Genomic DNA, 26,800 nt, shown 5'->3' with positions numbered 1-26,800 from the left:
ACTCCCTGGGCGCGGCCGACCTTCAGGTGCGCATCGAGAAGCGCCTGGGCGCGCGCATCTCCGCCGCCACGCTGCTTCAGGACGTCAGCCTCCGGGGCCTCATCACAGAGGTTTCGACGGGGGCCCAGGGCTCGCTCGCACCGCGTTCCGGTCCGGTGGCGCGGGGCAGCGCGAACACAGTGCCTCTGCCGGCCTCCTTCGCGCAGCAGCGACTCTGGTTCATCCAGCAGCTCGAACCGGCCTCGACCGCCTACCACATCCCCCTCGCCTTCACGTTGCGGGGACACCTGGACACGGCCGCGCTGGAGCGCGCGCTGAACGAACTGGTCCGTCGCCACGACGTGCTGCGGACCACGCTCACCTCGAAGGACGGTGAGCTGCTCCAGCACGTCCACGCACCGACTCCCGTGGCCATCGAGCGAGTCGTCACTGACGCCGATGACCTCGCGGACCGCGCCTCCGTGCTGGATGCCGTGGCCGTACGAGATGGCCAGCGTCCCATGGACCCGGCGACGGGTCCGCTGCTTCGCTTCAGCCTCGTGTGCTTCGCGGCCGAGGACCATGCCCTCGTCGTCTCCGTGCACCACCTGGTGGCCGACGGCTGGACCGTGGGCCTGATGGCGCGCGAGCTGGCCACCCTGTACGGGGCCTTCAGCGCGGGACAACCTTCGCCCCTGCCCGAGCCGGCGCTCCAGTACGGAGACTTCGCCGCGTGGCAGCGCGAACACCTCACGCCCCAGGCCCTCCGGAAGGAGCTGACGTGGTGGAAGCAGGCGCTCGCGGAGGCCCCCTCCCTGCTCGCCCTTCCCACCGACAGGCCTCGGCCGCAGCGCCTCTCGTTCCACGGTGCGCGCCGCTCGCGGCTGTTGCCCGCGGCACTGATGGCGAAGTTCCATGCCCTGGGCCGACGTGAAGGTGTCACGCCGTTCATGAGCGTGGTCGCCGCGCTGTCCACCGTGCTGCATCGCTGGAGCGGACAGGCCGACTTCGTGCTCGGCTCCGCCATCTCCGGCCGCGAGGTCCCCGGCATTCGCGGGCTGATGGGCGACTGCACCAACTTCATCCCGCTGCGCGTACGGCTCCCGTCCGAGTCCACCGTGACGGGGCTGCTCGCGGCGGTGAAGCAGAGCACCCTGGGCGCGCTGGCCCACGGACATTGCCCGTTCGACCACGTGCTCGCGGCCGTGCAGCCCGGCTCGCAGCGGCGCGAGCTGTACAACGTCGCCTTCGTCCTGGACGACTACGACATTCCGCGCGACCTGGCCGTCGGCAACGGCCTGACGCTGGGCGTGTCGCTGCTGGACAACCGCACCACCGAGCTGGACCTGACGTTCGAGGCCGCGCACGGGCCCGACGGCCTGCTCATCGGCTGCAAGTACGCGTCGGACCTCTTCGATGCGGAGACCATCGACCGGCTGCTCGGCCATCTGGAAGTGGTGGTGGGCGGCATGGTGGACGCTCCCAGCCAGCGCATCGCCGAGCTGCCCTTGATGACGGAGGCCGAGCGTCAGCACGTTCTGCACGCCTGGAACCCCCGCACCGAGTCACCGAGTGACGGCACGCTGGTGGAGCGCTTCGAGGCGCAGGTGGACCGCACGCCGGACGCCGTCGCCGTCACGTTCGAGTCCAGTCACCTGACGTACCGCGACCTGGATTCACGCGCGAACCGGCTGGCCCAGGTGCTGCTGCGCCATGGCGTGGGCCCCGACGTCCTCGTCGGCGTGTGCCTGGAGCGCGGGCTGGACCTCATCGTGGCCCTGCTCGGCATCCTCAAGGCCGGCGGTGCGTACCTGCCGCTGGACCCGTCGTATCCCCGGGAGAACCTCGCGTTCATGTTGGAGGACGCGCAGGCCCCCGTCCTCATCACGCAGACCTCGCTGGAGGACCGCGTGCCCGCGCCCGGCGCCGCCGTGGTGCGCCTGGACACCGAGCCGTCCGACTCCACCCCCGCGCCTCGCCCGCCGCGCTGCAACGCCCCGAGCGACCTCGCCTACGTCATCTACACTTCCGGCTCCACGGGGCGCCCCAAGGGCGTGATGGTGCGGCACGACAACGTCGTGCGCCTCTTCACCGCCACCGACGCGTGGTTCCACTTCGGACCCGAGGACGTGTGGACCCTGTTCCACTCCTACGCGTTCGACTTCTCGGTGTGGGAACTCTGGGGCGCGCTGCTCTACGGCGGCCGGCTGGTGGTGGTGCCGTACTGGGTGAGCCGCTCTCCCGAGGCCTTCCATCGGCTGCTCGCGGACGAGCGCGTCACCGTCCTCAACCAGACGCCCACCGCGTTCCGCCAGCTCATCCATGCCGAGCAACAGGCCGCCGCGCGCGGTCCGCTCCCCACGTTGTCCCTGCGCTACGTGGTCTTCGGCGGTGAAGCGCTGGACATGGCCGCGCTGCGTCCGTGGTTCGAGCGGCACGGCGACGCGCGTCCGACGCTCGTCAACATGTACGGCATCACCGAGACGACGGTCCACGTCACCTACCGTCCCGTGCGGATGGAGGACGTGGAGCGCCCCTGGTCCAGCGTGATTGGCGCGCCGATTCCGGACCTTCAAATCTACCTGCTGGATGCGCTCGGCCAGCCCGTGCCCGTGGGCGTCCCGGGAGAAATCCACGTCGGTGGTGCAGGTGTGGCCCGTGGCTACCTGCGGCGTCCCGAGCTGACCTCGGCGCGCTTCGTCGAGGACCGCTTCGGCCCCGTGCGCGGACGCAGGCTGTACCGCGCGGGAGACCTGGCGCGACGCCTGGCCAATGGAGATTTGGAGTACCTGGGCCGCATCGACAACCAGGTGAAGATTCGCGGCTTCCGCATCGAGCTGGGGGAGATCGAATCGGCGTTGAGCACGCATCCCTCGGTGCGAGAGACCGTGGTGATGGCCCGCGAGGACTCGCCGGGAGACAAGCGCCTGGCGGCGTACGTCGTCCTCGGGGACCTGGACACGTCGGGCACCGTGGAGCAGACGGCGCAGTGGAAGGCCGTCTACGACGAGACCTACGCCCAGGGGGAGCGCAGCGAGGACCCCACCTTCGACATCTCCGGCTGGAATGACAGCTACACCGGCGGGCCGCTCCCCGCGCCGCAGATGCGCGAGTGGGTGGACACCACGGTGCGGCAGATCCTCGCCCTGCGTCCTCGCCGGGTGCTGGAGCTGGGGTGCGGCACGGGCCTCCTGCTGTACCGGCTGGCGCCTCGGTGCGAGGCGTACTGGGGCGTGGACTTCGCCCGGCCCGCGTTGGATCGCATCGAGCAGCAGAAGGAACGACTGGGCGACTCCCTTCGCTCCGTCTCCCTGCTGCATCGAAGCGTGGATGACCTGTCCGGCATCGAGCCCCACTCGTTCGACACCGTCATCCTGAACTCCGTCATCCAGTACTTCCCGAGCGGCGACTACCTGCTCCAGGTCCTGAGCGGAGCGGTGAAGGTGCTGAAGCCCGGGGGCCGCATCTTCCTGGGCGACGTGCGCAACCTGGAGCTGTTGGAGTCCTTCCGTGCCTCGGTGCGCCTGCACCGCGCGCCGCCCAACCTGTCGACGCCGCAACTCCAGTACCGCGTGCAGCGAGACGTGCTGGCCGAGGAGGAGCTGGTCCTCTCGCCCACGTACTTCACCTCGCTGCCCGCGCGGGTGCCGGGCATCTCCCGAGTGGAGGTCCTGCCCAAACACGGTCGCTACGACAACGAGCTGAGCCGCTTCCGCTACGAGGTCATCCTCCATGTGGGCGAGGCCACCGCGGCCTCGCGTCCTGACTGGGTGGATGGAAGCAACCTGTCGCTGGAGACCCTGCGCCAGAAGCTCGAAGCCCAGCCTTCGATGCTGGCCGTGCGCGGCCTGCCCAACGCCCGCGTGCTCGATGACACGCGCCTGGTCGCGCTGCTCTCCGGCTCCGGCCGGCCGCCGCACGTGGGCGCGCTGCGCGAAGTGCTCCGCGACTGGCCCGGTTCACGAGGCGTGGAGCCGGAGGACCTCTATGCCCTGGGCGGAGTGATCGGCTACGACGTCCGGGTGAGCTGGGCCGGCGCGCATGCGGACGGCGCCCTGGACGTGGTGTTCTCACGGCCCGGTGAGGCCACTCGACTCGACCTCACCCCGGAGGCGGCCGGTGACCTCGCGCCCGTGTCGCGACTCGCGAACGACCCGCTGCGCGGGGCCCGGAGTGCTCGCGAAGTGGCGCGCATCCGGCAGTCGCTCATGGAGCGTTTGCCGCCGCACATGATGCCGTCGGCCTTTGTCGTGCTGCCGTCGCTGCCGCTGACTCCCAGTGGCAAGGTGAACCGTGGCGCGCTGCCCGCTCCGGAAGCGGACCGCTCCGTCATCGAGGACGAATACCTCGCGCCGAGAAACCCCACCGAGGAGGCCATCGCTCGCATCTTCTCCGAGGTGCTGGGGCACTCCCGCGTGGGTGCCCGGGATGACTTCTTCGCGCTCGGTGGACACTCGCTGCTGGCCACGCAGGTGGTGACGCGGCTGCGCGCTCAGCTCGGCGTCTCGTTGTCCCTTCGTGCCCTCTTCGAAGCACCCACCGTCGAACGGCTCTCCGAGCGCATCGCTCCGCTACAAGGCTCGGCTCCGACACCGAGCGAGAGCGTGCCCCTGGAGCGCCTGACTCGCTCCGGAACGGTGGACGCGCTCGCCGTGTCCTTCGCGCAGCAGCGCCTCTGGTTCCTGGAGCAGCTCCAGCCCGGACAGGCCGCGTACAACATCCCCGTGGCCCTGCGGCTGACGGGACGACTCGACGTCGAGTCCCTGCGTCGGACCTTCGCGGAGGTCGTCCGTCGGCACGAGCCCCTGCGGACGACGTTCACCTCGCGCGATGGCCAGCCCGTGCAACTCGTCCATCCATCGCCCGAGGCCTGGCCTCTGGAGGTCGAGGACCTGAGCCCCCTGGAGTCCTCCGCGCGCGCGGCCGCCGTGGAGCACCGCGTCTCCGAGGAGGCGCACCACGCGTTCGACCTGGAGCACGGCCCCCTGCTGCGCACGGCGCTGCTCCGACTGGGAGCCGAGGAGCACCTGCTCCTGTTGTGCATGCACCACATCGTCTCCGACGGCTGGTCCATGGGCGTGCTCGTGCGCGAGGTCACCATGCTCTATGCGGCCGCCTCCTCGGGCCGCGCGGCCACCCTCCCCACACTCCCGGTCCAGTACGCCGACTACTCGGCCTGGCAGCGGCGCGTGCTGGAGAACGAGACCGAGAACACCCAGCTCGAAGCCTGGCGATCGCACGTCCAGGGGACCCCCGTCCTCGAGCTGCCGACGGACTTCCCGCGTCCCGCCGTGCGCGGCTCGCGCGGCGCGACAGAGTTCTTCACCGTGCCGGGTGACCTGGTCTCCCAGTTGGAGAAGCTGGGCCAGTCCGAGGGCGCCACGCTCTTCATGGTGCTGCTCGCCACCTGGCAGACCCTGCTCGCGCGGTACTCCGGCCAGACGGACTTCTGCGTGGGCACCCCCGTGGCCCATCGCACGCGTCCGGAGCTGGAGGGGCTGATTGGCTTCTTCGTCAACACGCTCGCGCTGCGGGCACAGCTCGCGGGCGACCCGACCTTCGTGGAGCTGGTGGGCCGGGTGCGCGAGGAGTCCCTCGCGGCCTTCGCTCATCAGGACGTGCCTTTCGATCGACTCGTCGAGGCCCTGGGCGGAGAGCGCGACCTGTCGCGCACGCCCGTGTTCCAGTCGGTGTTCGTGCTCCAGAACGCTCCGCTGCAGCCTCCAGCGCTGCCGGGCCTGAGCGTGGACCTCCTGCGGACGGCGACGAACACCTCCAAGTTCGACGTCACCGTCTCGCTGATGGAGCGCTCGGGCACCCTGGAGGGACAGCTCGAGTACAGCCTGGACCTCTTCACCCCGGACACCGCGCGGCGCCTGGTCGACCACTTCCAGCGCTTGCTGCGCGGCGTGGTGGAAGACGCGCGGCGCCGGCTCTCCGCACTGCCGCTGATGTCCGAGGCCGAGCGACACCAGGTGCTCGTCTCCTGGAATGACACCCGCGCCGAGTACCCGTCCGAGACCACGCTCCACGAGCGCATCTCCGCGCACGCGCGGGCCAGACCCGACGCCGTGGCAGTGGTTCACCAGGGCCACGGGCTCAGCTACGCGGAACTCGAGGCACGCTCCAACCAGCTCGCGCGCCACCTCCTGGCCCGGGGACTGGGGTCGGAGCCTCGCGTGGGCCTGCTCCTGCCGCGAAGCACGGAGCTCGTGGTCGCCATGCTCGGTGTCGTGAAGGCTGGTGGCAGCTACGTGCCCCTGGATCCGGCGTGGCCCGAGCAACGACTCGCCTTCGTCATCGCGGATGCCGGCCTCGCCACGGTGCTCACGCTGGAGGCTGTCGCCTCGGTGCTCCCGTCCGTCGCGCCTTCGCGAGTGTGCCTGGACTCCGAGTGGGCGCACATCGCGCGCCAGTCGGCAGACGCGGTGACGCTCTCGACGAGCCCGGACCAGCTCGCCTACGTCACGTACACCTCTGGCTCGACGGGCATGCCCAAGGGCGTGGCCGTCACCCACCGGGCCGTGCTGCGTCTGGCGTCCGGCCTGAGCCTCGCCACCGGACCCGAGGACGTCGTCCTCCAGATTTGTGCGCCCACGTTCGACCCGCTCGCCCTGGAGGTCTGGACCACGCTGCTGTCCGGCGCACGGCTCGTCGTGTACCCGGCTCAAATGCCCGAGGTGACAGAACTCGCACGCATCCTCGTCGAGGAGCGAGTGACCGCCGCCTTGCTGCCCACCGCGTTGTTCGACGTGATGCAGCAGCATCAACCGGAGGCCCTGGCCCAGGTGCCTTGGCTGATCGTGGGTGGAGACGTGCTGCCCGTGCCCCGGGCGCGGGAACGACTGGCCCAGGGCCGCTCGCTCATCAACGCCTATGGCCCCACGGAAGTCTCCGTCGCCACCACGCAGCAACCCCTGAACCCGGGTGACACGCTGGGCGACTCGATTCCCATCGGTCGCCCCCTCGCCAACACCCACGTCTACGTCGTGGACCCGAGCCTGCGGCCGGTGCCCGTGGGTGTTCCAGGCGAGCTGCTCATCGGCGGAGCGGGACTCGCTCGGGGCTACCAGGGCCAGCCCGCGCTCACCGCCGAGCGCTTCGTCCCGAATCCCTTCGCCTCCACGCCCGGCGAGCGGCTGTACCGCTCGGGAGACCGTGTGCGCTGGCGTCCGGATGGCACCCTCGAGTTCCTGGGGCGCATCGACTTCCAGGTGAAGGTGCGTGGCTTCCGCATCGAGCTGGGTGAGGTGGAGTCCGCCCTGCGCGCGCACACCGAGGTCGGTGAGGCCATCGCGGTGGTCCGAGAGGACGTTCCAGGTGACAAGCGACTGGTGGCCTATGTCTCGCCGGCCACCGTGGACACGGAGTCGCTTCGCGCCCACCTGCGCCAGCGCCTCCCCGAGTACATGGTGCCAAGCGCGTTCGTCGCGCTGGAGTCGTTGCCCCAGACGTCCCACGGCAAGGTGGACCGCAAGGCCCTGCCAGTCCCTGATTTCGCCTCGGGAGCCTCCAGCTTCGAGGCCCCCCAGACGGAGCTCCAGCGTCAGCTCGCGGACGTGTTCCGCGAAGTGCTGCGCGTGGAGCGCGTGGGCCTGAATGACGACTTCTTCCTGCTGGGCGGGCACTCGCTGCTCGCCACGCAGGTGGTGACGCGACTGCGTGCGCGGCTGGGGAGCACGCTGTCGCTGCGCGCGTTCTTCGAGGCGCCCACCGTGGCGCGGCTCGCGGAGCGACTCGAAGCCTCGCTCGCGGCGTCCGCCTCCGAGCTGCCGCCCCTGGTCGCCCTGCCCCGCGCTCCGGAGGGAATGGAGCTGTCCTTCGCCCAGCAGCGGCTGTGGTTCATGGACCAGCTCCAGCCGGGCCTCGTCGCGTTCAACATGCCCGCCGCGCTGCGACTGCGTGGGACGCTCCAGGTGGACGTGCTGCGCCGTGCCTTCCAGGAGGTCGCCCGTCGTCACGAGACGCTGCGCACCACCTTCACGTCCCGCGAGGGACGGCCCGTGCAGTACGTCCATCCCGCGCCCGAGACCTGGGCGCTGCGAATCGAGGACCTGAGCGCGCTGGAGCCCTCCGCGCGCGAGGCCACGGCCGCGCGCCGCATCAGCGAAGAGGCACACCGTCCCTTCGACCTGGAGCGCGGCCCGTTGCTGCGCACCGCGCTGCTGAAGCTCGGGGAGCAGGAGCACGTCCTCCTGCTGTGCATGCACCACATCATCTCGGACGGCTGGTCCGTGGACGTGCTGGTGCGCGAGGTCGCCGAGGTCCACACCGCGCTCCTGGAGAACAAGAGCGCGGCGCTCCCGGAGCTGCCGGTGCAGTACGCCGACTACGCGGCGTGGCAGCGGCGAGTGATGGAAGACAGCGCGGTGAGCGCGCAAGTCGACTGGTGGCGCTCACGGCTCCAGGAGGCTCCCGTGCTGGAGCTTCCCACGGACCATGCACGTCCCGCGTCCCGCAGCTTCAGGGGCGCCATGCACTCCTTCTCGTTGCCCGCGGAGCTGGTGTCGGCCCTGGAGGTCGTCGGTCGCGAACAGAGCGCGACACTGTTCATGGTGCTGCTGACCGGCTGGCAGGCGTTGCTGGCTCGGTACTCGGGGCAGCGCGACTTCACCACGGGGACCACGGTGGGTCACCGCGAACGGCCGGAGCTGGAGGGGTTGATCGGCTTCTTCGTCAACACCGTCCCGCTGCGCTTCCAGTGGGACGAGGACCCCACCGTCGCCACCATGGTGCGGCAGGTGAAGGAAGTCGCCCTGGCGGCCTTCTCTCATCAGGACGCGCCGTTCGACCGGGTGGTGGAAGCCCTCGGCGGTGAGCGAGACCTCTCGCGCACGCCGCTGTTCCAGACCCTCTTCGTGCTCCAGAACACGCCGATGCGGGCGCCGTCGCTCACGGGCATGCAGGTGGACCTGCTTCCGTGCACCACGGACACGGCGCGCTACGACCTCACGCTCTCCCTGATGGAGCGGGAGGGCGCGCTGGAGGGACAGCTCGAATACAGCACCGACCTCTTCACCGAAGCGACGATCCACCGGATGGCGGAGCACCTGCGCGTGGTGCTCCAGGCGGTGGCTCGCGGAGGTCTGGAGCAGCGCCTCAGTCAGCTGCCCCTGATGACCGAGGCCGAGCGTCATCAACTGCTGCGCGACTGGAACGACACGCAGGTGGAGCTGCCCGCCGTGGCGACGATTCCCGCGCTGTTCTCCGCGCAGGTTGCTCGCACGCCGTCGGCCGTGGCCGTGGATCATGACGGTCGGACGCTCACGTACGCGCAGCTCGACGAGCGGTCCAACCAGCTGGCGCACCACCTGCGAACCCTGGGCCTGGGCGCCGAGTCGCGCGTGGGCGTGTGCCTCCACCGGAGTCTGGAGATGGTGGTGGGGGTGCTCGGCATCCTCAAGGCCGGGGGGTGCTACGTGCCCCTGGACCCGTCGTACCCGGCGCATCGGCTCGCGTTCCTGTTCGAGGACTCGGGCGTGGCGGCGGTGCTCACGCAGGCGTCGCTGGAGGACGAGCTCCCCTCGGGCTCCCAGCCCCTGGTGAGCCTGGACTCCGAATGGAGCGTCATCGCGCGGCAGCCCACGCACGCGGTGAACTCGGACATCGGACCGGACCAGCTCGCGTACGTCACGTACACCTCCGGCTCCACGGGAACGCCCAAGGGCGTGGCCATTCCGCACCGAAGCGTGGTGCGCCTGTTGACCGGCGCGCGCTTCGTCGACCTGGGCCCCAAGGAAGTGGTGCTCCAGCTCGCGCCGCTGGCGTTCGATGCGTCCACCCTGGAGCTGTGGGGCGCGTTGCTGCATGGCGGACGGCTGGTCATCTACCCGCACGCGACGACGGACCTGGAGGAGCTGGGCCAGGCGCTCGTGCGGCATGAGGTGTCGCTCCTCTGGTTGACGGCCGCACTGTTCGACCAGATGCAGCAGCATCAGCCGGAGGCCCTGGCCCGGGTTCCGCAGCTCCTCGCGGGCGGCGACGTGTTGCCCGCGCCACGGGTGCGCGAGCGACTGGCCAGTGGCCGTGGTCTGGTGAACGGGTACGGCCCCACCGAGGGGACCACCTTCACCGCCTGCCACCGGCTGTCACCGGGTGACGAGGTGGGGACCTCCGTCTCCATCGGTCGGCCCATCGGCAATACCCAGGTCTTCGTCCTCGACGACGCTCTTCAGCCCGTGCCCGTCGGTGTCCCGGGTGAGCTGTTCATCGGAGGAGACGGTCTGGCCCGGGGCTACCTGGGTCAGCCTGCCCTCACCGCGGAGCGCTTCGTTCCTCATCCGTTCTCCTCCACGCCGGGCGCTCGGCTGTACCGCTCCGGAGACCGGGTGCGGTGGACAGCGGACGGCACGCTCCGCTTCCTGGGCCGCACGGACTTCCAGGTGAAGGTGCGTGGCTTCCGCATCGAGCCGGGCGAGGTCGAAGCCTCGCTGCGCACCCATCCGGGCGTGCTCGAAGCCACGGTGGTGGTGCGCGAGGACACACCGGGCGACAAGCGCCTGGTGGCGTACGTGGTGCCCGCGACGCTGGAGAGCGGCGCCCTGCGTGAGCACCTGCGTCGTCAGTTGCCGGAGTACATGGTGCCGACGGCGTTCGTCGCGCTCGACGCCCTGCCCCTGTCCCCCAACGGCAAGGTGGACCGCAAGGCGCTGCCGACGCCGGAAGTGTCCTCGTCCTCGCCTGTCTCCGAGGATGCCCTCCCCCTCCTCCAGCAGCAGCTCGCGGCCCTGTTCCGCGAGGTGCTGAAGGTGGACCGGGTGGGTCCGGACGACGACTTCTTCGAGCTGGGTGGCCACTCCCTGCTGGCCACGCAGTTGGTGACACGGGTGCGCGCGCGGCTCGACGTGGACCTGCCGCTGCGCGTGTTGTTCGAGGCCCCCACGCTGGCGGGGCTGGCGCAGCGAATCGAGGCGCTCATGCTGCACGCCTCGCGCACGGCGATGCCGCCGCTGCTGACGGTGGCCCGTGACGAGGCGATGCCCCTGTCCTTCGCCCAGCAGCGCCTGTGGCTCCTGGAACAGCTCCAGCCGGGCCAGGCCGTCTACAACGTGCCCGTGGCGCTGAAGATGTCCGGCGCGCTCGACGTGGACGTGTTGAGGCAGACCTTCGCCGCGCTGGTCCTCCGGCACGAGGTGCTCCGCACGACCTTCCTCGCCCGTGAAGGACTTCCGTTCCAGCGCATCCAACCCGCGCCGACGCGCTGGTCCCTGCCCGTGGAGGACCTGAGCACGCTGGCTCCCGCAGCGCGCGAGACCGCGCTCCGCGCTCGGATGGTCGAGGAGGCGCATCACCGGTTCGACCTCCAGACCGGTCCGATGCTGCGCACGGTGCTCGTCCGTACCGAGCCCACCGAGCACATCCTGTTGCTGTGCATGCACCACATCGTCTCGGACGGCTGGTCCATGGGAGTGCTGGTGCGAGAGGTGGCCGCGCTCTACGAGGCCATCGCCGAGGGCCGTGAGCCCACCTTGCCCGAGCTGCCCGTGCAGTACGCGGACTTCGCGGCGTGGCAGCGGCAGTGGGTGCGCTCCGAGGGCATCCAGGGACAGCTCGAATCCCTGCGCGCCCGCTTCGTCGGGGCTCCCGCGCTGGAGCTTCCGGCGGACACCGTGCGTCCCGCGACGCGGACGATTCGGGGTGGCAGTCACTTCTTCACGCTGCCCCCGGAGCTGGTGGCGGAGCTGGAGAAGCTGGCTCGCGCCGAAGGGGCCACGCTGTTCATGGTCCTGCTCGCCGCGTTCGAGGTGTTGCTGTCGCGCTACTCCGGGCAGCAGGACTTCTGCATCGGAAGCCCCGTGGCCCAGCGCACCCGAGCAGAGCTGGAGCCGCTCATCGGCTTCTTCGTCAACACGCTGGTGCTGCGAGCCCGCGTCGATGGCAACCCGACCTTCACGGAGCTGGTGGCGCGAGTCCGTGAGGAGTCGCTGGCCGCGTACGTCCACCAGGACGTCCCGTTCGACCAGCTCGTGGAGTCGCTCGGCGGCGAGCGCGAGGGCCGCAGGTCTCCGCTCATCCAGGTCATGTTCGCGTTGCAGAACGCGCCCATGCAGCCTCCGGCGCTGCCCGGCGTCCGGGTCGACGTGTTGAAGACCGCGACGAACACCGCGCGGCTCGACCTCACGATGTCCCTGATGGAGCAGCAGGACGGCGGACTCGACGGCGCGTTGGAGTTCAGTCTCGACCTGTTCTCCCCTGCTTCCGCAGAGCGGCTGGGCCGACACTTCCGCGTCCTGCTGGAGACCGTGGCTCGCGATGCGAAGAGCCCCATCGGACAGCTTCCGCTGATGGGTGAGGAGGATCGGCGACAGGTGCTGGTGGAGTTCCAGGGCCGCACGGAGTCCTACCCGCGCGACGTGTCCCTGCACTCGCTCATCGAGGCCCAGGTCCTTCGCTCTCCCAACTCGGAGGCCGTCCGCTTCGAGGACTCCTCTCTCTCCTTCTCCCAGCTCGACTCTCGCGCCAACCAGCTCGCCTGGCACCTGCGCTCTCTCGGTGCTCGTCCCGGCGTCCTCGTCGGTGTCTGCCTGGAGCGCTCGTTGGACCTCGTCGTCGCGCTCCTCGCCGTCCTCAAGTCCGGCGCCGCCTACGTCCCCCTGGACCCGGCCTACCCCCGCGAGCGCCTCGCCGGAATGCTGGAGGACGCGGACGCGCCCGTTCTCGTCACCCACGAGCACCTCAAGGCCGTCCTGCCTCCTCACGCTTCTCGCGTGCTGTGCCTGGACTCCGACGCGACCGCTGTCTCTCGTCAGCCCTCGACGACTCCCTCGCCCCTGGCCGGCGCCGACTCCCTCGCCTACGTCATCTTCACCTCGGGCTCCACCGGCCGCCCCAAGGGCGCCATGAATGCCCACTCCGGCATCGTCAACCGCCTCCTGTGGATGCAGCAGCAGTACGGCCTGTCTCCCGACGACTCCGTCCTTCAGAAGACTCCCTTCTCCTTCGACGTCTCCGTCTGGGAGTTCTTCTGGCCCCTCATGACGGGTGCTCGCCTCGTCCTCGCGAAGCCTGGCGGACACCAGGACCCCGCCTACCTCGTCCGCCTCATCTCCGAGCAGCGCATCTCCACCCTGCACTTCGTCCCCTCCATGCTCCGCGCCTTCCTGGAGGAGCCGGGACTCGAGAAGCTCTCGGGCCTGCGCCGCGTCGTGTGCAGTGGTGAGGCTCTCTCCTCGGAGTTGGTGGCCCGCGCCCACTCGCGCCTGCCCGCCTCCGCGGAAGTCCACAACCTCTACGGCCCCACCGAGGCCGCCGTCGACGTCTCCTTCTTCCACTGCGCTCGCGGCTCCTCTCGCTCCTCCGTCCCCATCGGCAGGCCCGTCGCCAACACCCGCCTCTACGTCTTCGACTCCCTCGGCCAGCCCACTCCCATCGGCGTCCCTGGTGAGCTTTTCATCGGCGGCGCCCAGGTCGGCCTCGGCTACTGGCGCAAGCCCCAGCTCACCGCCGAGCGCTTCATCCCCGATGCGTTCTCCGACGCTCCCGAGGCCCGCCTCTACCGCACCGGCGACGTCGCTCGCTGGCTGCCCGACGGTACCCTCGAGTACCTCGGCCGCTCCGACTTCCAGGTCAAGCTGCGCGGCTTCCGCATCGAGCTCGGTGACATCGAAGCCGCTCTCCTTTCACACCCCTCCGTCCGCGACGCCGTCGTCCTCGTCCGCGAGGACGTCCCCGGCGACCAGCGCCTCGTCGCCTACGTGGTCCAGGAGTACGCGTCGTCCGACACGACCGGGCTGAAGGACCACCTGGCGACCCGACTCCCCACCTTCATGGTGCCCTCGGCCTTCGTGAGCCTCCCGGCCTTCCCGCTGTCCCCGAGCGGGAAGCTGGATCGGAAGGCGCTCCCGGCCCCGGTGGCACCGACCACGGCTGGAACCACCGTGCCCACCGCACCTGAACGACTCACGCCCTTCCAGCAACGGGTCGCCAGCGCCTTCCGCGAGCTGCTCCGCGTCGAGCACGTGGGGCTGCATGACGACTTCTTCGCGCTCGGCGGACACTCGCTGCTCGCGACCCAGCTCGTCTCTCGCATCCGCACCACGTTCGGCGTCGAACTCCCCGTGCACGCCCTCTTCGACGCACCCACCGTGGCCCGAGTCACGGAGCTTGTCGAAGAGGGAATGCTCTTCCGCTCGACACCGTCGCAGGTGCCGCCACTGCGTCCCATTCCTCGCGACGGGGAGCTGCCGCTGTCGTTCGCGCAGCAGCGGCTGTGGCTGCTGGACCAGGTCCAGCCAGGAGGCACCCAGTACAACGTGTCCGGCGCGGTCCGACTGGAAGGCGCCTTGAATCCCGAGGCGCTGCGGCAGGCGCTGGACCTCCTCGTCTCCCGTCACGAGCCCCTGCGCGCGACCTTCGCGCTCAAGGACGGCCAGCCCACGCAGACGTTCCATCCCCACAAGCCGTGGACCCTGCCGCTCGCCGACCTCACCGACGTCTCGCCTTCGGAGCACGAGGCCGCGGCGCGCAAGTACGCCGCCGAGGAGGCCAGCCAGCCGTTCGACCTGAGCACCGGGCCGCTCCTGCGCACCGTGCTGGTGAAGCTCGACTCCGAGCTGCACGTGCTGGTGCTCGTCATGCACCACATCATCTCGGACGGCTGGTCCCTGGCGGTGATGGTGCGCGAGGTGGCGTTGGCCTACGAGGCCTTCTCCGCGCAGAAGGCTCCGGCGCTGTCTCCGCTGCCGGTGCAGTACGTCGACTTCGCGGCGTGGCAGCGCCAGTGGCTCCAGGGCGACACGCTCGCCAGGGAAGTCGCCTGGTGGAAGCAGCGACTCGAAGGCGCGCCTCACGTCCTCGATCTGCCCACCGACCTGCCGCGCCCCGCGCTGCGCACGCCACAGGGGGCCTCGCACGCCATCCAGCTTCCTCGTGAGCTGGTGAATCGCGTCGTCGCCCTCGGACGGCAGGCAGGGGCCACGCCCTTCATGACCTTGCTGGCCGCGTGGCAGACGCTGCTCTCGCGCTACAGCCGGCAGGAGGAGCTGCTCGTCGGCTCGCCCATCGCGGGCCGCCGCCATGGCGAGCTGGAGGGACTGGTCGGGTTCTTCGTCAACACGTTGGTGCTGCGCGCACGGGTGCGTCCGGAGGACTCCTTCCGCGCATTGCTCGCCCAGGTGCGTGAGACGACCCTCGCGGCGTATGAGCACCAGGACCTGCCCTTCGAGCGGCTCGTCGAGGAACTCCAGCCCCAGCGAGACCTGGGACGCACGCCGCTGGTGCAGGTGGTCTTCGCGCTCCAGAACACGCCCGCCACGACGATGAACGTGCCCGGCCTGACGTTGCGCCAGCTCGACGTGGACAACGACACCGCGCGCTTCGACCTCGGCCTCGTCCTCGTGGAAGAGGCGGACGGGCTGCGTGGCGTCATCGAGTACAGCACAGAGCTGTTCACCGCGCCCACGGTGGCACGCCTCGCGAGCCACCTGCGAAACCTGCTCGAAGCCGTGGTGGCGACTCCTGACCGTGCGCTGGGGACGCTGGACCTGCTCTCGTCGGACGAGCGCCATCAGCTCGTGGTCGACTGGAGTGACACCGTGCGGCCCTTCCCGGCGGATGCCACGTTCGTGGACGGGTTCTTGCGACAGGCGAACCTGCGCCCCGATGCCATCGCCCTGGAGTCCGGCGAACAGAAGCTGACGTACAGGGAGCTGGAGGCACGGGCCAACCGCCTCGCGCACCTGCTGCGTTCTCGCGGTGTGGGGCCCGAGGTCCTCGTCGCCGTGTGCCTGGAGCGCGGCTTCGACATGGTGGTCACCATCCTCGCCGTGATGAAGGCGGGTGGCGCCTACGTCCCGCTCGACGCGGCGTACCCGGCCCAGCGCCTGGCCTTCATGGTCGAGGACGCGCGGCCGAAGCTGCTCGTCTCCTCGCGCGCGCTAAGGGAGCGGCTGTCCCTCCCTGACTCGGGACTGGAGAGCCTGAACCTGGAGGACCTGAAGCTGGACTCATGGCCCACGACGCCACCGAGCTCCGGCGCGGGCCCTCGCAACCTCGCGTACGTCATCTTCACGTCCGGCAGCACGGGGCGGCCCAAGGGCGTGGCCATCGAGAACCGGGGCCTGCTGCGCCTGTGCCACGCGGAGCGGTACGCGCGGTACGGAGCACGAGAAACCAGCATCCTGCTCGCGCCCATTTCGTTCGATGGCTCGGTGTTGGAGCTGTGCCCCTCGCTGCTGCACGGCGGCCGAGTGGTCATCTACCCGGCCAACGCCGTCCCCAGTGACCTGGACACGCTGGGCGCGGTCATGGAGCGGCATGGCGTCACGTTCACGCACCTGCCCTCGGGCCTCTTCGCGCAGCTCGTGGAGCACCGCCCCGACATCCTGGAGCGCCTGAAGGAGATTCACGTCGGCGGTGAGGTCCTCTCGGCGCCCCATGCGCATCGCGCGCTGTCCACGGTGCGCGGCTCGCTGACCAACGCCTATGGGCCCACCGAGGTCTCGGTCATCGCCACGGCCTTCTCCATCCAGCGGCCGATGCCGTCGGGCGTGTCGTTCCCCATTGGAACGCCCATCGACAACACGCAGGCGTACGTCCTGGATGCCCGGCAGCAGTTGGTGCCCGTGGGCGTCCCTGGCGAGCTGTACCTCGGTGGCCTGGGCGTGGCTCGCGGCTACGTGTCGCGTCCGGACCTCACCGCCGAGCGCTTCGTCCCGAATCCCTACGGCAACCTCCCGGGAGAGCGGCTCTACCGCACCGGTGACGTCGTCCGCTGGCGGGCCGAGGGCGTGCTGGAGTTCATCGGACGCACGGACCAGCAGGTGAAGATCCGCGGCTTCCGTATCGAGCTGTCCGAAGTGGAAGCCGCCCTGGCCTCGCAACCCGCCGTGCACGAAGTCGCCGCCGTGGTTCGCGAAGACGTCCCCGGTGACAGGCGACTGGTGGCCTACGTCTCCGCGCGGGAGGGCCAGACGCTGGACACGGCCGACCTGCGCGCGGGGCTGCGCCAGCGGCTGCCCGAGTACATGGTGCCGGCGGTCATCGTCACGCTGCCCACGCTGCCGCTGAGTTCGACGGGCAAGGTGGACCGCAAGGCGCTGCCGAAGCCGGATGCCGCGTCCACGGGACGACAGGGCCGCTTCGTCGAGCCCGCGAATCCGCTGGAGCAGCGCATCTCCGCCATCTGGGCGAAGGAGCTGGGCACCGAGCGCGTCGGCATGCATGACCACCTCTTCGAGGAGCTGGGCGGCACGTCGCTCTCCGTCGTGCGCATCGCCGCGCGTTTGCGTGAAGAGCTGGGCCAGCCGCTCCCCGTGGTGTGGCTGTTCGAACACCCCACCGTCCAGGGGCTCGCCCGTGCCCTGGAGAAGCAGGGCGCGGAGGCCGCCGCCACGGCAACGCCTCACGTCGAGCCCGAGCCTCAGCGCCCCGTGTCCAAGCCCTCCACCTCGGGGGCCGTCGCCATCATCGGCATGGCGGGACGTTTCCCCGGCGCGAGGTCCGTGGGCGAGTTCTGGCGCAACCTGCGCGGAGGCATCGAGTCCATCACCTGGTTCAAGCCCGAGGAGCTGGAGCGCATGCCCGGCCTCCCCGAGGGCATCGACCTGAGCCAGCACCCGGCGTTCGTCCCGGCGGGGGGCGTGCTCGAAGGCGCGGACCGCTTCGACCACGCGTTCTTCGACATGTCCCTGCGCGAGGCGCAGTGGTTGGACCCGCAGCAGCGCGTGTTCCTCCAGTCGGCCTGGACGGCGCTGGAAGACGCGGGCATCGACCCTGATCGCTTCCCGGGGGCCATCTCCCTGTACGCGGGGGCCATCGACTCCGGCTACACGGAGGCGGTGCGCGCCACGGTGCCGCTGGATGGCGCCGCGCTGTTCGAGCTCTACGGCACGGCCACTCACGAGAGCCTGGCCACGAAGACATCCTTCAAGCTGGGCCTCACCGGTGAGAGCGTCCTCATCCACACCGCGTGCTCCACGGGGCTGGTGGCGGTCCACCTGGCCTGCCAGAACCTGCTCGCGGGAATGTCCGACGTGGCCATGGCCGGGGCGACGCGCCTGTCGGTGCCTCAGCGCACGGGCTACGTGTACCAGGAGGGAATGATTCTCTCGCCGGACGGGCACTGCCGCTCGTTCGACGCGGCGGCGCAGGGCACCGTCTCCGGCAACGGCGTGGCCTGCGTCGTCCTCAAGCGCCTGGAGGACGCGGAGCGGGATGGCGATGCCATCTACGCGGTGATTCGCGCGACGGCGACCAACAACGACGGGCGCGACAAGTCGGGCTTCACCGCGCCCAGTGTGCAGGGACAGTCCGCGGTCATCCGCCAGGCGCTCGCGCGCTCCGGCGTGCCGGCCTCGGACATCGGCTACGTGGAGGCGCACGGCACGGCGACCCCACTGGGAGACCCCATCGAGGTGACGGCGCTCCAGCGCGCCTACGGCCTGGGCCCCGAGCACCGAGGCACCATCGCCCTGGCCTCGTTGAAGTCCAACGTCGGCCACCTGGACACCGTCGCCGGACTCGCGGGCCTCATCAAGGTCGCGCTGTCGCTGCGGCACGGGGAGATTCCCCCGAGCCTGCACTTCGAGCGCCCCAATCCGCAGATTGATTTCGACGCCACGCCCTTCTTCGTCAACACCACCCTTCGGCCGTGGCCGAGGAGCGAGACCCCGCGGCGCGCCGCGGTCAGCTCCTTCGGCATTGGCGGCACCAACGCCCACGCCGTGCTCGAGGAGTCCCCGATGTCTCCGAGCGGCAGCAGCTCCCGCACCCATCACCTGTTCGTCCTGTCCGCACGCACGCCCGAGGCGCTGGATGCGGCCTCGAAGCAGCTCGCCTCCCATGCGGAGGCGCATGCCGAGGCCCTGCCCGTGGCGGATGCCGCCTTCACGCTCGCCGTTGGCCGCAAGGTCTTCGAGCATCGCCGCGTGGTGGTGGCTCGCGACGCGGCCGAGCTGACGCGACAGCTCCTCAAGCCCTCCACGCCGACGAAGGTGAAGGACACGGAGGCCGCGCGTCGGCGCCGCATCGCCTTCATCTTCCCGGGCCAGGGGAGCCAGCAGTTGGGCATGGGTCGAGAGTTGCTCGACACCGAGCCCACGTTCCGCGCCCATGTCGAGGCGTGCCTGGCGCTGCTGACTCCGGCGCTGCGGGCCCAGGTCCGCACGCTGCTGACCTCCTCACCGGGACAGGAGGCCGAGCACGCGACGCTGCTCGCGGACACGCGCGTCGCGCTGCCGGCGCTGTTCACCGTCGAGTGCTCGCTCGCGCGGATGTGGATGGACTGGGGCCTGAAGCCCCATGCCGTCCTGGGACACAGCTTCGGTGAGTACGCCGCGGCCTGCGTCTCCGGAGTGTTGTCGCTGGAGGACGGCCTGAAGCTGGCCGTGGCCCGAGGCGAGCTGATGCACCGGATGCCGCCCGGAGCCATGCTCGCGGTGGCGCTGCCCGAGTCGCAGGTGCAGCCGCTGCTGTCGGGCCGACTGTCCCTGGCCGCGGTCAACGCGGTGGACCGCTGCGTCGTCGCGGGCCCCGTGGCGGAGGTGGAGCAACTCCAGGAGACGCTGAAGCGCCGGGACGTCGGTGTGGTGCGGATGCCCGCGCCCCATGCGTTCCACTCGGCGGATGTGGAGCCGCTGATGCCCGAACTCTCGCGGGTGGTGGCCTCGCTGCGCCGCTCCGAGCCGACCGTGCGCTACGCGTCCAGCGTGACGGGCACGTGGGCGCGGACCGGGGCGCTGGCCGAGCCTCGGTACTGGGCCGACCAGATGCGCGAGCCGGTGTTGTTCGCCGACGCGGTGGGTGCACTGCTCGAAGAGGGATGCAGCGTGTTGCTGGAGGTGGGCCCTGGACAGGATTTGACGCCGCTGGTGCGCGCGTCCCTGGGCCAGGACAAGGACCGGGTGAAGGCGCTCGCCACGCTGCGCCGGGGGACCTCAACGCCCGAGCACGCGAGTCTCCTCGCGTCCGTGGGTGAGCTGTGGACCCAGGGTGTGGAGGTGGAGTGGTCCGCCTTCTTCGCGCATGAGCAGCGCCACCGACTGCATCTGCCCACGTATCCGTTCCAGGAGAAGCGCGTCTGGGTGGAGGCGAAGCCCGGCGCTGCACCTGTGCAGCCCCTGGTCGTCGCGGAGTCCGTGCAGCTGAGGGCCGCGTCCGGAGCACCGACGCCGGTCGCGCATCCTCCGTCTGTCTCAGCCATGGCGTCCGGGACGGAGCCCGGGCGTCCGACGACGACGGGACTCGTGCCCCCGCCGGCGTTGGTTGCTCCGCCGGAGTCGTCTGGGTACAGACCTGCTCACGTGGTGCCAGCGGAGGCCACTGGCGTCCGGCCCGCCCACGGAGTCCCGGCCGGGTCCCCAGGCTCACCGCCCGTGCACGGACTCCCGTCCGAACCCGCTGGCTCACGGCCCACTCACGCCGTCCAGAGTGAGTCCGCGGGCTTCCGCCCTGCCCACGTGGCGCCGTCGGAGACCTCAGGCTTCCAGCCAGCCCAGGTAGCGTCGCTGGAACCCTCGGGATTCCGACCCGGCCACGGGGCGCCAGTGGAGGCACCTCGGTCGCCACCGGTGACTCCCGAGCCGGAGCCCGTGGAAGCCACGCCGACTCGCGAGGACGCACCGCGCGGTGCCATCGAGGAGCGACTCGCGGGACTCTGGCGTGAGCGTCTGGGCCTGGAGTTCGTCGGCCGCGACGACGACTTCCTGGAGATTGGCGGCAACTCGCTGATGGCCGCGCAGCTTCTCAACCAGGTCCGAGAAGCGTTCGGCGTGCAGCTCCCCCTGGCGGCGCTGTTCGAGGCGCCCACCGTGGCCGGCATCGCTCTGCGTATCGAGCCGATGCTGCGGCAGGCCCCCGTCGCCGCGCCGACGCGCGAGCTGCCCCTGGTCCCCCTGCCCCGCACAACCGAGCTGCCGCTCTCCTTCGTCCAGGAACGTGTCTGGCGGCTGGAGCAGCACCTGCCCGGCCTCTCCGCGTACAACATCCCCTTCGTCCTGCGACTCGAAGGAGATCTGGACGCGGCCACGCTGGCGCGCGCGGTCCAGGAGGTCGTCCGACGGCATGAGGCCCTGCGCACGACGTATGACGTGGTCGACGGCCGACCCGTCCAGCGGTTCCACCACGACGTACACATCCCCCTCCCCATCGTCGACGTACACGGAGCCACGCCCGAGCTGCGCGAAGCCGAGGCCATGCGCCTGGCGCGCGAGGAGGCGATGCTCCCGTTCGACCTGGTGAACGGGCCCGTCATCCGGACCTCACTGCTCAGGCTGGAGCCTGGGCACCACCTGCTGCTGGGCAGCATCCACCACGTCGTCTGCGACACGCTCTCCACCGCGCTCTTCATCAACGAGCTGGTGCAGCTCTACGGCGCCTTCAAGCAAGGCCGCCCGTCGCCCCTGCCTCCCCTGCCCATCCAGTACGCGGACTTCGGCGCGTGGCAGCGCGGGGGCATCCGCGAGGGCCGCTTCCCCGAGCAGGAGCAGTGGTGGCGTCAGCGGCTCGCGGGAATGCCGCGTCAGCTCGAGGTGGCCACGGACCGCAAGCGTCCCACGAGCTGCCCGCTCACCTCCGTGCGCCTGCCCGTGGAGTTCCCGCGAGCCCTGGCCCGCGAGTTGGGCGCGTTCGGTAAACGCGAGGGCTTCACGTCGTACATGCTGGTGCTCGCCGCGTGGCAGACCTTGCTGCACCGCTACAGCGGACAGACGGACATCATCGTCGGCACGCCCCTGGGGAATCGCACCCGGCCGGAGCTGCTGCCCCTCATCGGATACGTGGCGCACTCCGCCGCGTTCCGCACCAGCTTCGCGGACGACCCGACGTTCCGTGAGCTGCTCAACCGCGTGCGCCAGGAACTCAACGAGGTCCAGTCCCGTCCGGACGTGCCCTTCGAGTACCTGGTAGAAGCACTCGTCCCCGGCAAGGACATTGGCCGTGGGCGCATGACGGACACCGTCTTCGTGTTCCACAGCGGCATCAGCGGCGGAGCGGCGGCCCTGGAGATGACCGGGGTCCGCGGCTCCATCGTCGAAGTCCCGGACGGCCCCGTGCAGTGGGGCACCACGCTGTCTGACTTGACGCTCGTGCTTGGTGACGAGTCGGGCCGCGTCCACGGCGCGCTGGAGTACGCCACGGAGCTGTTCGACGCGGCGACCGCCGGTCGGATGGTGGACCACCTCCACGTGCTGCTCGCGTCCGCGATGGCTCGTCCGGATGAGCGCGTCTCTCGCCTGCCCCTGGCCACCGAGACCGAGCGCGCCACCTGGCCCGCGCCGCGTCCCGTGCGTGTTTCCACCTCCGTTCCGGCCCAACTCGCTGAGCGCTCGAAGCGGAGCCCGGGCACCGTGGCCGCCATCATCGGGGACCAGTCCTGGTCCTGGGCGGAGCTGACCCGGCGCGCGGAGAACGTCGCCGCGAGACTGCGTGCCACGGGATTGAATCCCGGAGCCCCTGTCGCGGTCTGCCTGCCTCCGTCCCCTTCGAAGCTGGCGGTCCTCTGGGGTGTCCTCGAAGCCGGCGGCGCGGTGGTGGCCCTCGGCGCCACGGACCTGGGTGGGCTCGCGGCCTATGCGCCCCAGGGCGCGGCAACGCCCCTGCTCATCACCTGGCGAGGGGTCGTCACCTCCTCGAAGCTCGATGCCGCGCGCACGCTCTACCTCGAGGATATCCTCGATGCCTCGGTTCCCGCGAGCACGGGCGCACGTGGAGCCCGCGCGGATGCGGCGGCCTGGCTGTTGCCTTCGGGCGCGGGCCAGCCGGCGTGGACGTTGGACCATCACTCCCTGGCGGAGCTGTTCACCGCGCTGGATGAGCGCCTGCGTCCGTCGGAAGGCGGCACGTGGCTCGCGGCGGTCGACACGTCGGAGGAGCGTCCGGAGCTGGAGGTGTTGTGGGCGCTCTCGCGCGGTCTGCGCGTGGCGTTCCCCTCCGAGCAGGTCTCCGCGCGACTGGTGCGACTGCAAGGCGGCGGTCCTCGCACCCAGGCGATGGACATGAGCCTCATCTACTTCGCCAACGATGAGGACTCGATGACGGGTCCCAAGTACGAGCTGCTCGTCGAGGGCGCGAAGTTCGCGGATGCCCATGGCTTCTCGGCCGTCTGGACGCCCGAGCGGCACTTCCACTCGTTCGGCGGTCTCTACCCGCAGCCGGCGGTCGTCGCCGCGGCGCTGGCCACCATCACCAAACGCCTGCAGTTGCGCTCCGGCAGCGTGGTGCTGCCGCTGCATGACCCCATGCAGGTCGCCGAGCAGTGGTCCGTCGTGGACAACCTCTCGGGCGGCCGCGTGGGCCTCTCGGTGGCCACGGGCTGGCACGTGGCGGACTTCTCGTTCGCTCCGGCCAACTTCGAGGACCGCCGCAACATCCTGATGAAGCACCTGGCGACCCTGCGCTCCCTGTGGCGGGGCGAGAAGATGAAGCGGCTGGGTGGTGGTGGCGTGACGGTGGAGGTGGGGCTGCGTCCGAAGCCCGTGCAGAAGGAGCTGCCCGTCTGGCTCACGGCCGTGGGCAATCCGGAGACATTCCGACTGGCCGGCGAGGTGGGCGCGGGCGTGCTCACCGGTCTGCTCGCGCTGTCCATCGACGAGCTGAAGCAGCGGGTCGCCCTCTACCGGGAGGCGTGGCGTCGCAACGGCCACCCGGGCCGAGGCCACGTCACGGTGATGCTGCACGCCTTCATCGGCGACGATGAACAGGAAGTCCTTCGCACGGTTCGCAAGCCGCTGCTGGGCTACTTCCGCAGCTCGGCGGAGATCACCGCCACGCTGCTCGCAGCCCAGGGGCACCAGGGTGAAATCGACAAGGTCTCCGAGGAGGACATCAACACCCTCCTGGAGCACACCTTCGAGCATCACGCGAAGGGCACGGGCCTCATCGGCACGGTGGAGAGCGGCTTCAAGCGCCTGCTCGACGTGAGGGTGGCGGACGTGGATGAGATCGCCGCGCTCATCGACTTCGGGCTCGAGACGCCCGTGGTGCTCAAGGGACTCGAGAAGCTCTCCGCCATCCGAGAGCGCCTGGAGCAAGAGGCCGCCACGCGCCACGAGCAGGTCTTGGTGGAAGGCGACCAGGGCGTAGGCGAGGTGCTGGAGCTGGCACGGCAATCAGGCCAGGTCCTCCTGCACACGTCCGCGCGCCTCGCGCGCACGCTGACCGAGCTGCCCGGCGCCCGTGAGGCGCTGGGGCCCGTGGGAGCCCTGGTGCTCGATGGGGCTTCGCCCGAGCTGGCCACGACGCTGCATCAGAGCTCGGGACTCCAGGTTTTGCTCGCGGGCGGCGCACGAGAAGGCGCGCTGGTTCCCCGAGGCCCCGAGGAGCGCATCCCCGCGGGCCTCCGTCCGTGGATTCTCGACGGCGCGGGCCACCCCGTGCCCGTGGGAGTCGTCGGAGAGCTGGCGCTGGAAGGCGCGGGCCTGCCCTCCGGCCTGTGGCGCTCCGAAGAGGAGGAGCGCCGTCGTCTGGTGGCCCACCCCATGGGAGGCGCGTCCCAGGTGTTCCGCACGGGTCGCCATGCGCGACTGCGCGCGGATGGACGCGTGGAGAATGTCCAGGTCTCCGTACCCAAGCCCCCTGCCCCCGTGGCCAAGGCGCCACCCGCGAAGACCGAGAGCCCCGCGCCCCGTACGGCCACGGTGCCCACCGCGCCCACGGGGATTCCGAGGGCACGGCGCGACAGGCCGTTGCCGCTGTCCTTCGCGCAGCAGCGCCTGTGGTACCTGCAGCAGCTCGACCCGACGAGCACCGCGTACAACAACAGCTCCAGCTTCCGGCTCGTCGGTCCGCTGGACACCGACGCGCTCCAGGCCGCGCTGAACACGTTGGTGCAGCGTCACGAGGTGATGCGGACCACGTACCAGCTCACCGAGAACGGAGCAGTGCAGATCATCCACCCCAAGGGTGGCCTGCCCATGCCGCTGGAGGAAGTGGCTGGGGCGACCCCTGAGGAGCGCGAGGCCGAGCTGATGCGCCGCTGCCAGGAGAACGGCGCGCGGACGTTCGACCTGGAGCAAGGTCCGGTCATCCGCGCGGTGTTGCTGCGCATGGGGCCACAGGACCACGTCCTCAACATGGTCATGCACCACGCCATCTCGGATGCATGGTGCTCGCTGGTGCTCGCGCGAGAGATGTCGGTGCTCTACGCGTGCTTCAGCGCGGGCATCCCCAACCCCTTGCCCGAGCTGCCCGTGCAGTACGCGGACTACGCGGTCTGGCAGCGGGAGTGGCTGGAGGGCGCGGTCCTCGACGGACAGATTCGCTGGTGGAAGGACCAGCTCATTGGAGCACCCGCGCTGGAGCTGCCCGTGGACCGGCCGCGTCCGGCGGTGCAGTCCTACGACGGTGGCAGCCTGCGCTTCGTGCTGAGTCGCGAGGTGACGGAGCCCCTGCTCGCGCTGGGCCGCAAGGAAGGCGCGACGTCGTTCATGGTGATGCTGGCGCTGTACCAGGCGTTGCTGGGCCGCCACGCGGGACAGGACGACTTCGCCATCGGCATCCCCATCGCGGGCCGCACGCAGCCGGAGACGGAGGGCCTCATCGGCTGCTTCGTCAACACCCTGGCCATGCGCTCCCAGCTCACGGGGACGCCGACCTTCCGCGAGCTGCTGGGCCGCGTGAAGAAGCAGTCGCTGGGGGCCTTCTCGCGCCAGGACGCGCCCTTCGAGCGATTGATTGAAGTGCTCCAGACGCCGCGAGACCAGAGCCGCACGCCGGTCTTCCAGGTCGTCCTCAACGTCATCAACACGCCTCCGGCGGAGACCACGCATCAGACGCTCAAGCTGAGCCAGCTCGACGTCGCCACGGGGACGTCGAAGTTCGACCTGAGCCTGGAAGTCGTCGAGGGACAGGGCGAACTCGCCTGCCGCTTCGAGTACGCCGCGAAGCTCTTCGATGACGCCACGATGGAGCGCCTCATCGAGCACCTCAACGTGCTCGCGCGCACCGTGGTGGCCTCACCGGACCTGCCGGTGCAGCGCCTCCCGCTGATGGGCGAGGAGGAGCGGCGACAGGTGCTGGTGGAGTTCCAGGGCCGCACGGAGTCCTACCCGCGCGATGTGTCCCTGCACTCGCTCATCGAGGCCCAGGTCCTTCGTTCTCCCAACGCGGAGGCCGTCCGCTTCGAGGACTCCTCCCTCTCCTTCTCCCAGCTCGACTCTCGCGCCAACCAGCTCGCCTGGCACCTGCGCTCTCTCGGTGCTCGTCCCGGCGTCCTCGTCGGTGTCTGCCTGGAGCGCTCCCTGGACCTCGTCGTCGCGCTCCTCGCCGTCCTCAAGTCCGGCGCCGCCTACGTCCCCCTGGACCCGGCCTACCCCCGCGAGCGCCTCGCCGGAATGCTGGAGGACGCGGACGCGCCCGTTCTCGTCACCCACGAGCACCTCAAGGCCGTCCTGCCTCCTCACGCTTCTCGCGTGCTGTGCCTGGACTCCGACGCGACCGCTGTCTCTCGTCAGCCCTCGACGACTCCCTCGCCCCTGGCCGGCGCCGACTCCCTCGCCTACGTCATCTTCACCTCGGGCTCCACCGGCCGCCCCAAGGGCGCCATGAATGCCCACTCCGGCATCGTCAACCGCCTCCTGTGGATGCAGCAGCAGTACGGCCTGTCTCCCGACGACTCCGTCCTTCAGAAGACTCCCTTCTCCTTCGACGTCTCCGTCTGGGAGTTCTTCTGGCCCCTCATGACGGGTGCTCGCCTCGTCCTCGCGAAGCCTGGCGGACACCAGGACCCCGCCTACCTCGTCCGCCTCATCTCCGAGCAGCGCATCTCCACCCTGCACTTCGTCCCCTCCATGCTCCGCGCCTTCCTGGAGGAGCCGGGACTCGAGAAGCTCTCGGGCCTGCGCCGCGTCGTGTGCAGTGGTGAGGCTCTCTCCTCGGAGTTGGTGGC

At 70.3% G+C, this 26,800-nt stretch carries 1 protein-coding gene (only partly in view); it reads left to right on the top strand.

Annotated elements, in window-relative coordinates; translation table 11 throughout:
* Window positions 1-26,800, top strand: part of the annotated coding region (locus HUA75_RS33505) for a non-ribosomal peptide synthase/polyketide synthase (RefSeq protein WP_254627899.1) (this coding region is incomplete at its 3' end). The annotated region extends 2,155 nt beyond the left edge of the window; 26,800 of its 28,955 annotated nt are in view.

This window comes from Myxococcus sp. CA040A, assembly GCF_013336725.1.
Classification (GTDB): Bacteria; Myxococcota; Myxococcia; order Myxococcales; family Myxococcaceae; genus Myxococcus; species Myxococcus llanfairpwllgwyngyllgogerychwyrndrobwllllantysiliogogogochensis.
This window is presented reverse-complemented; position numbering and strand designations above follow the sequence as displayed.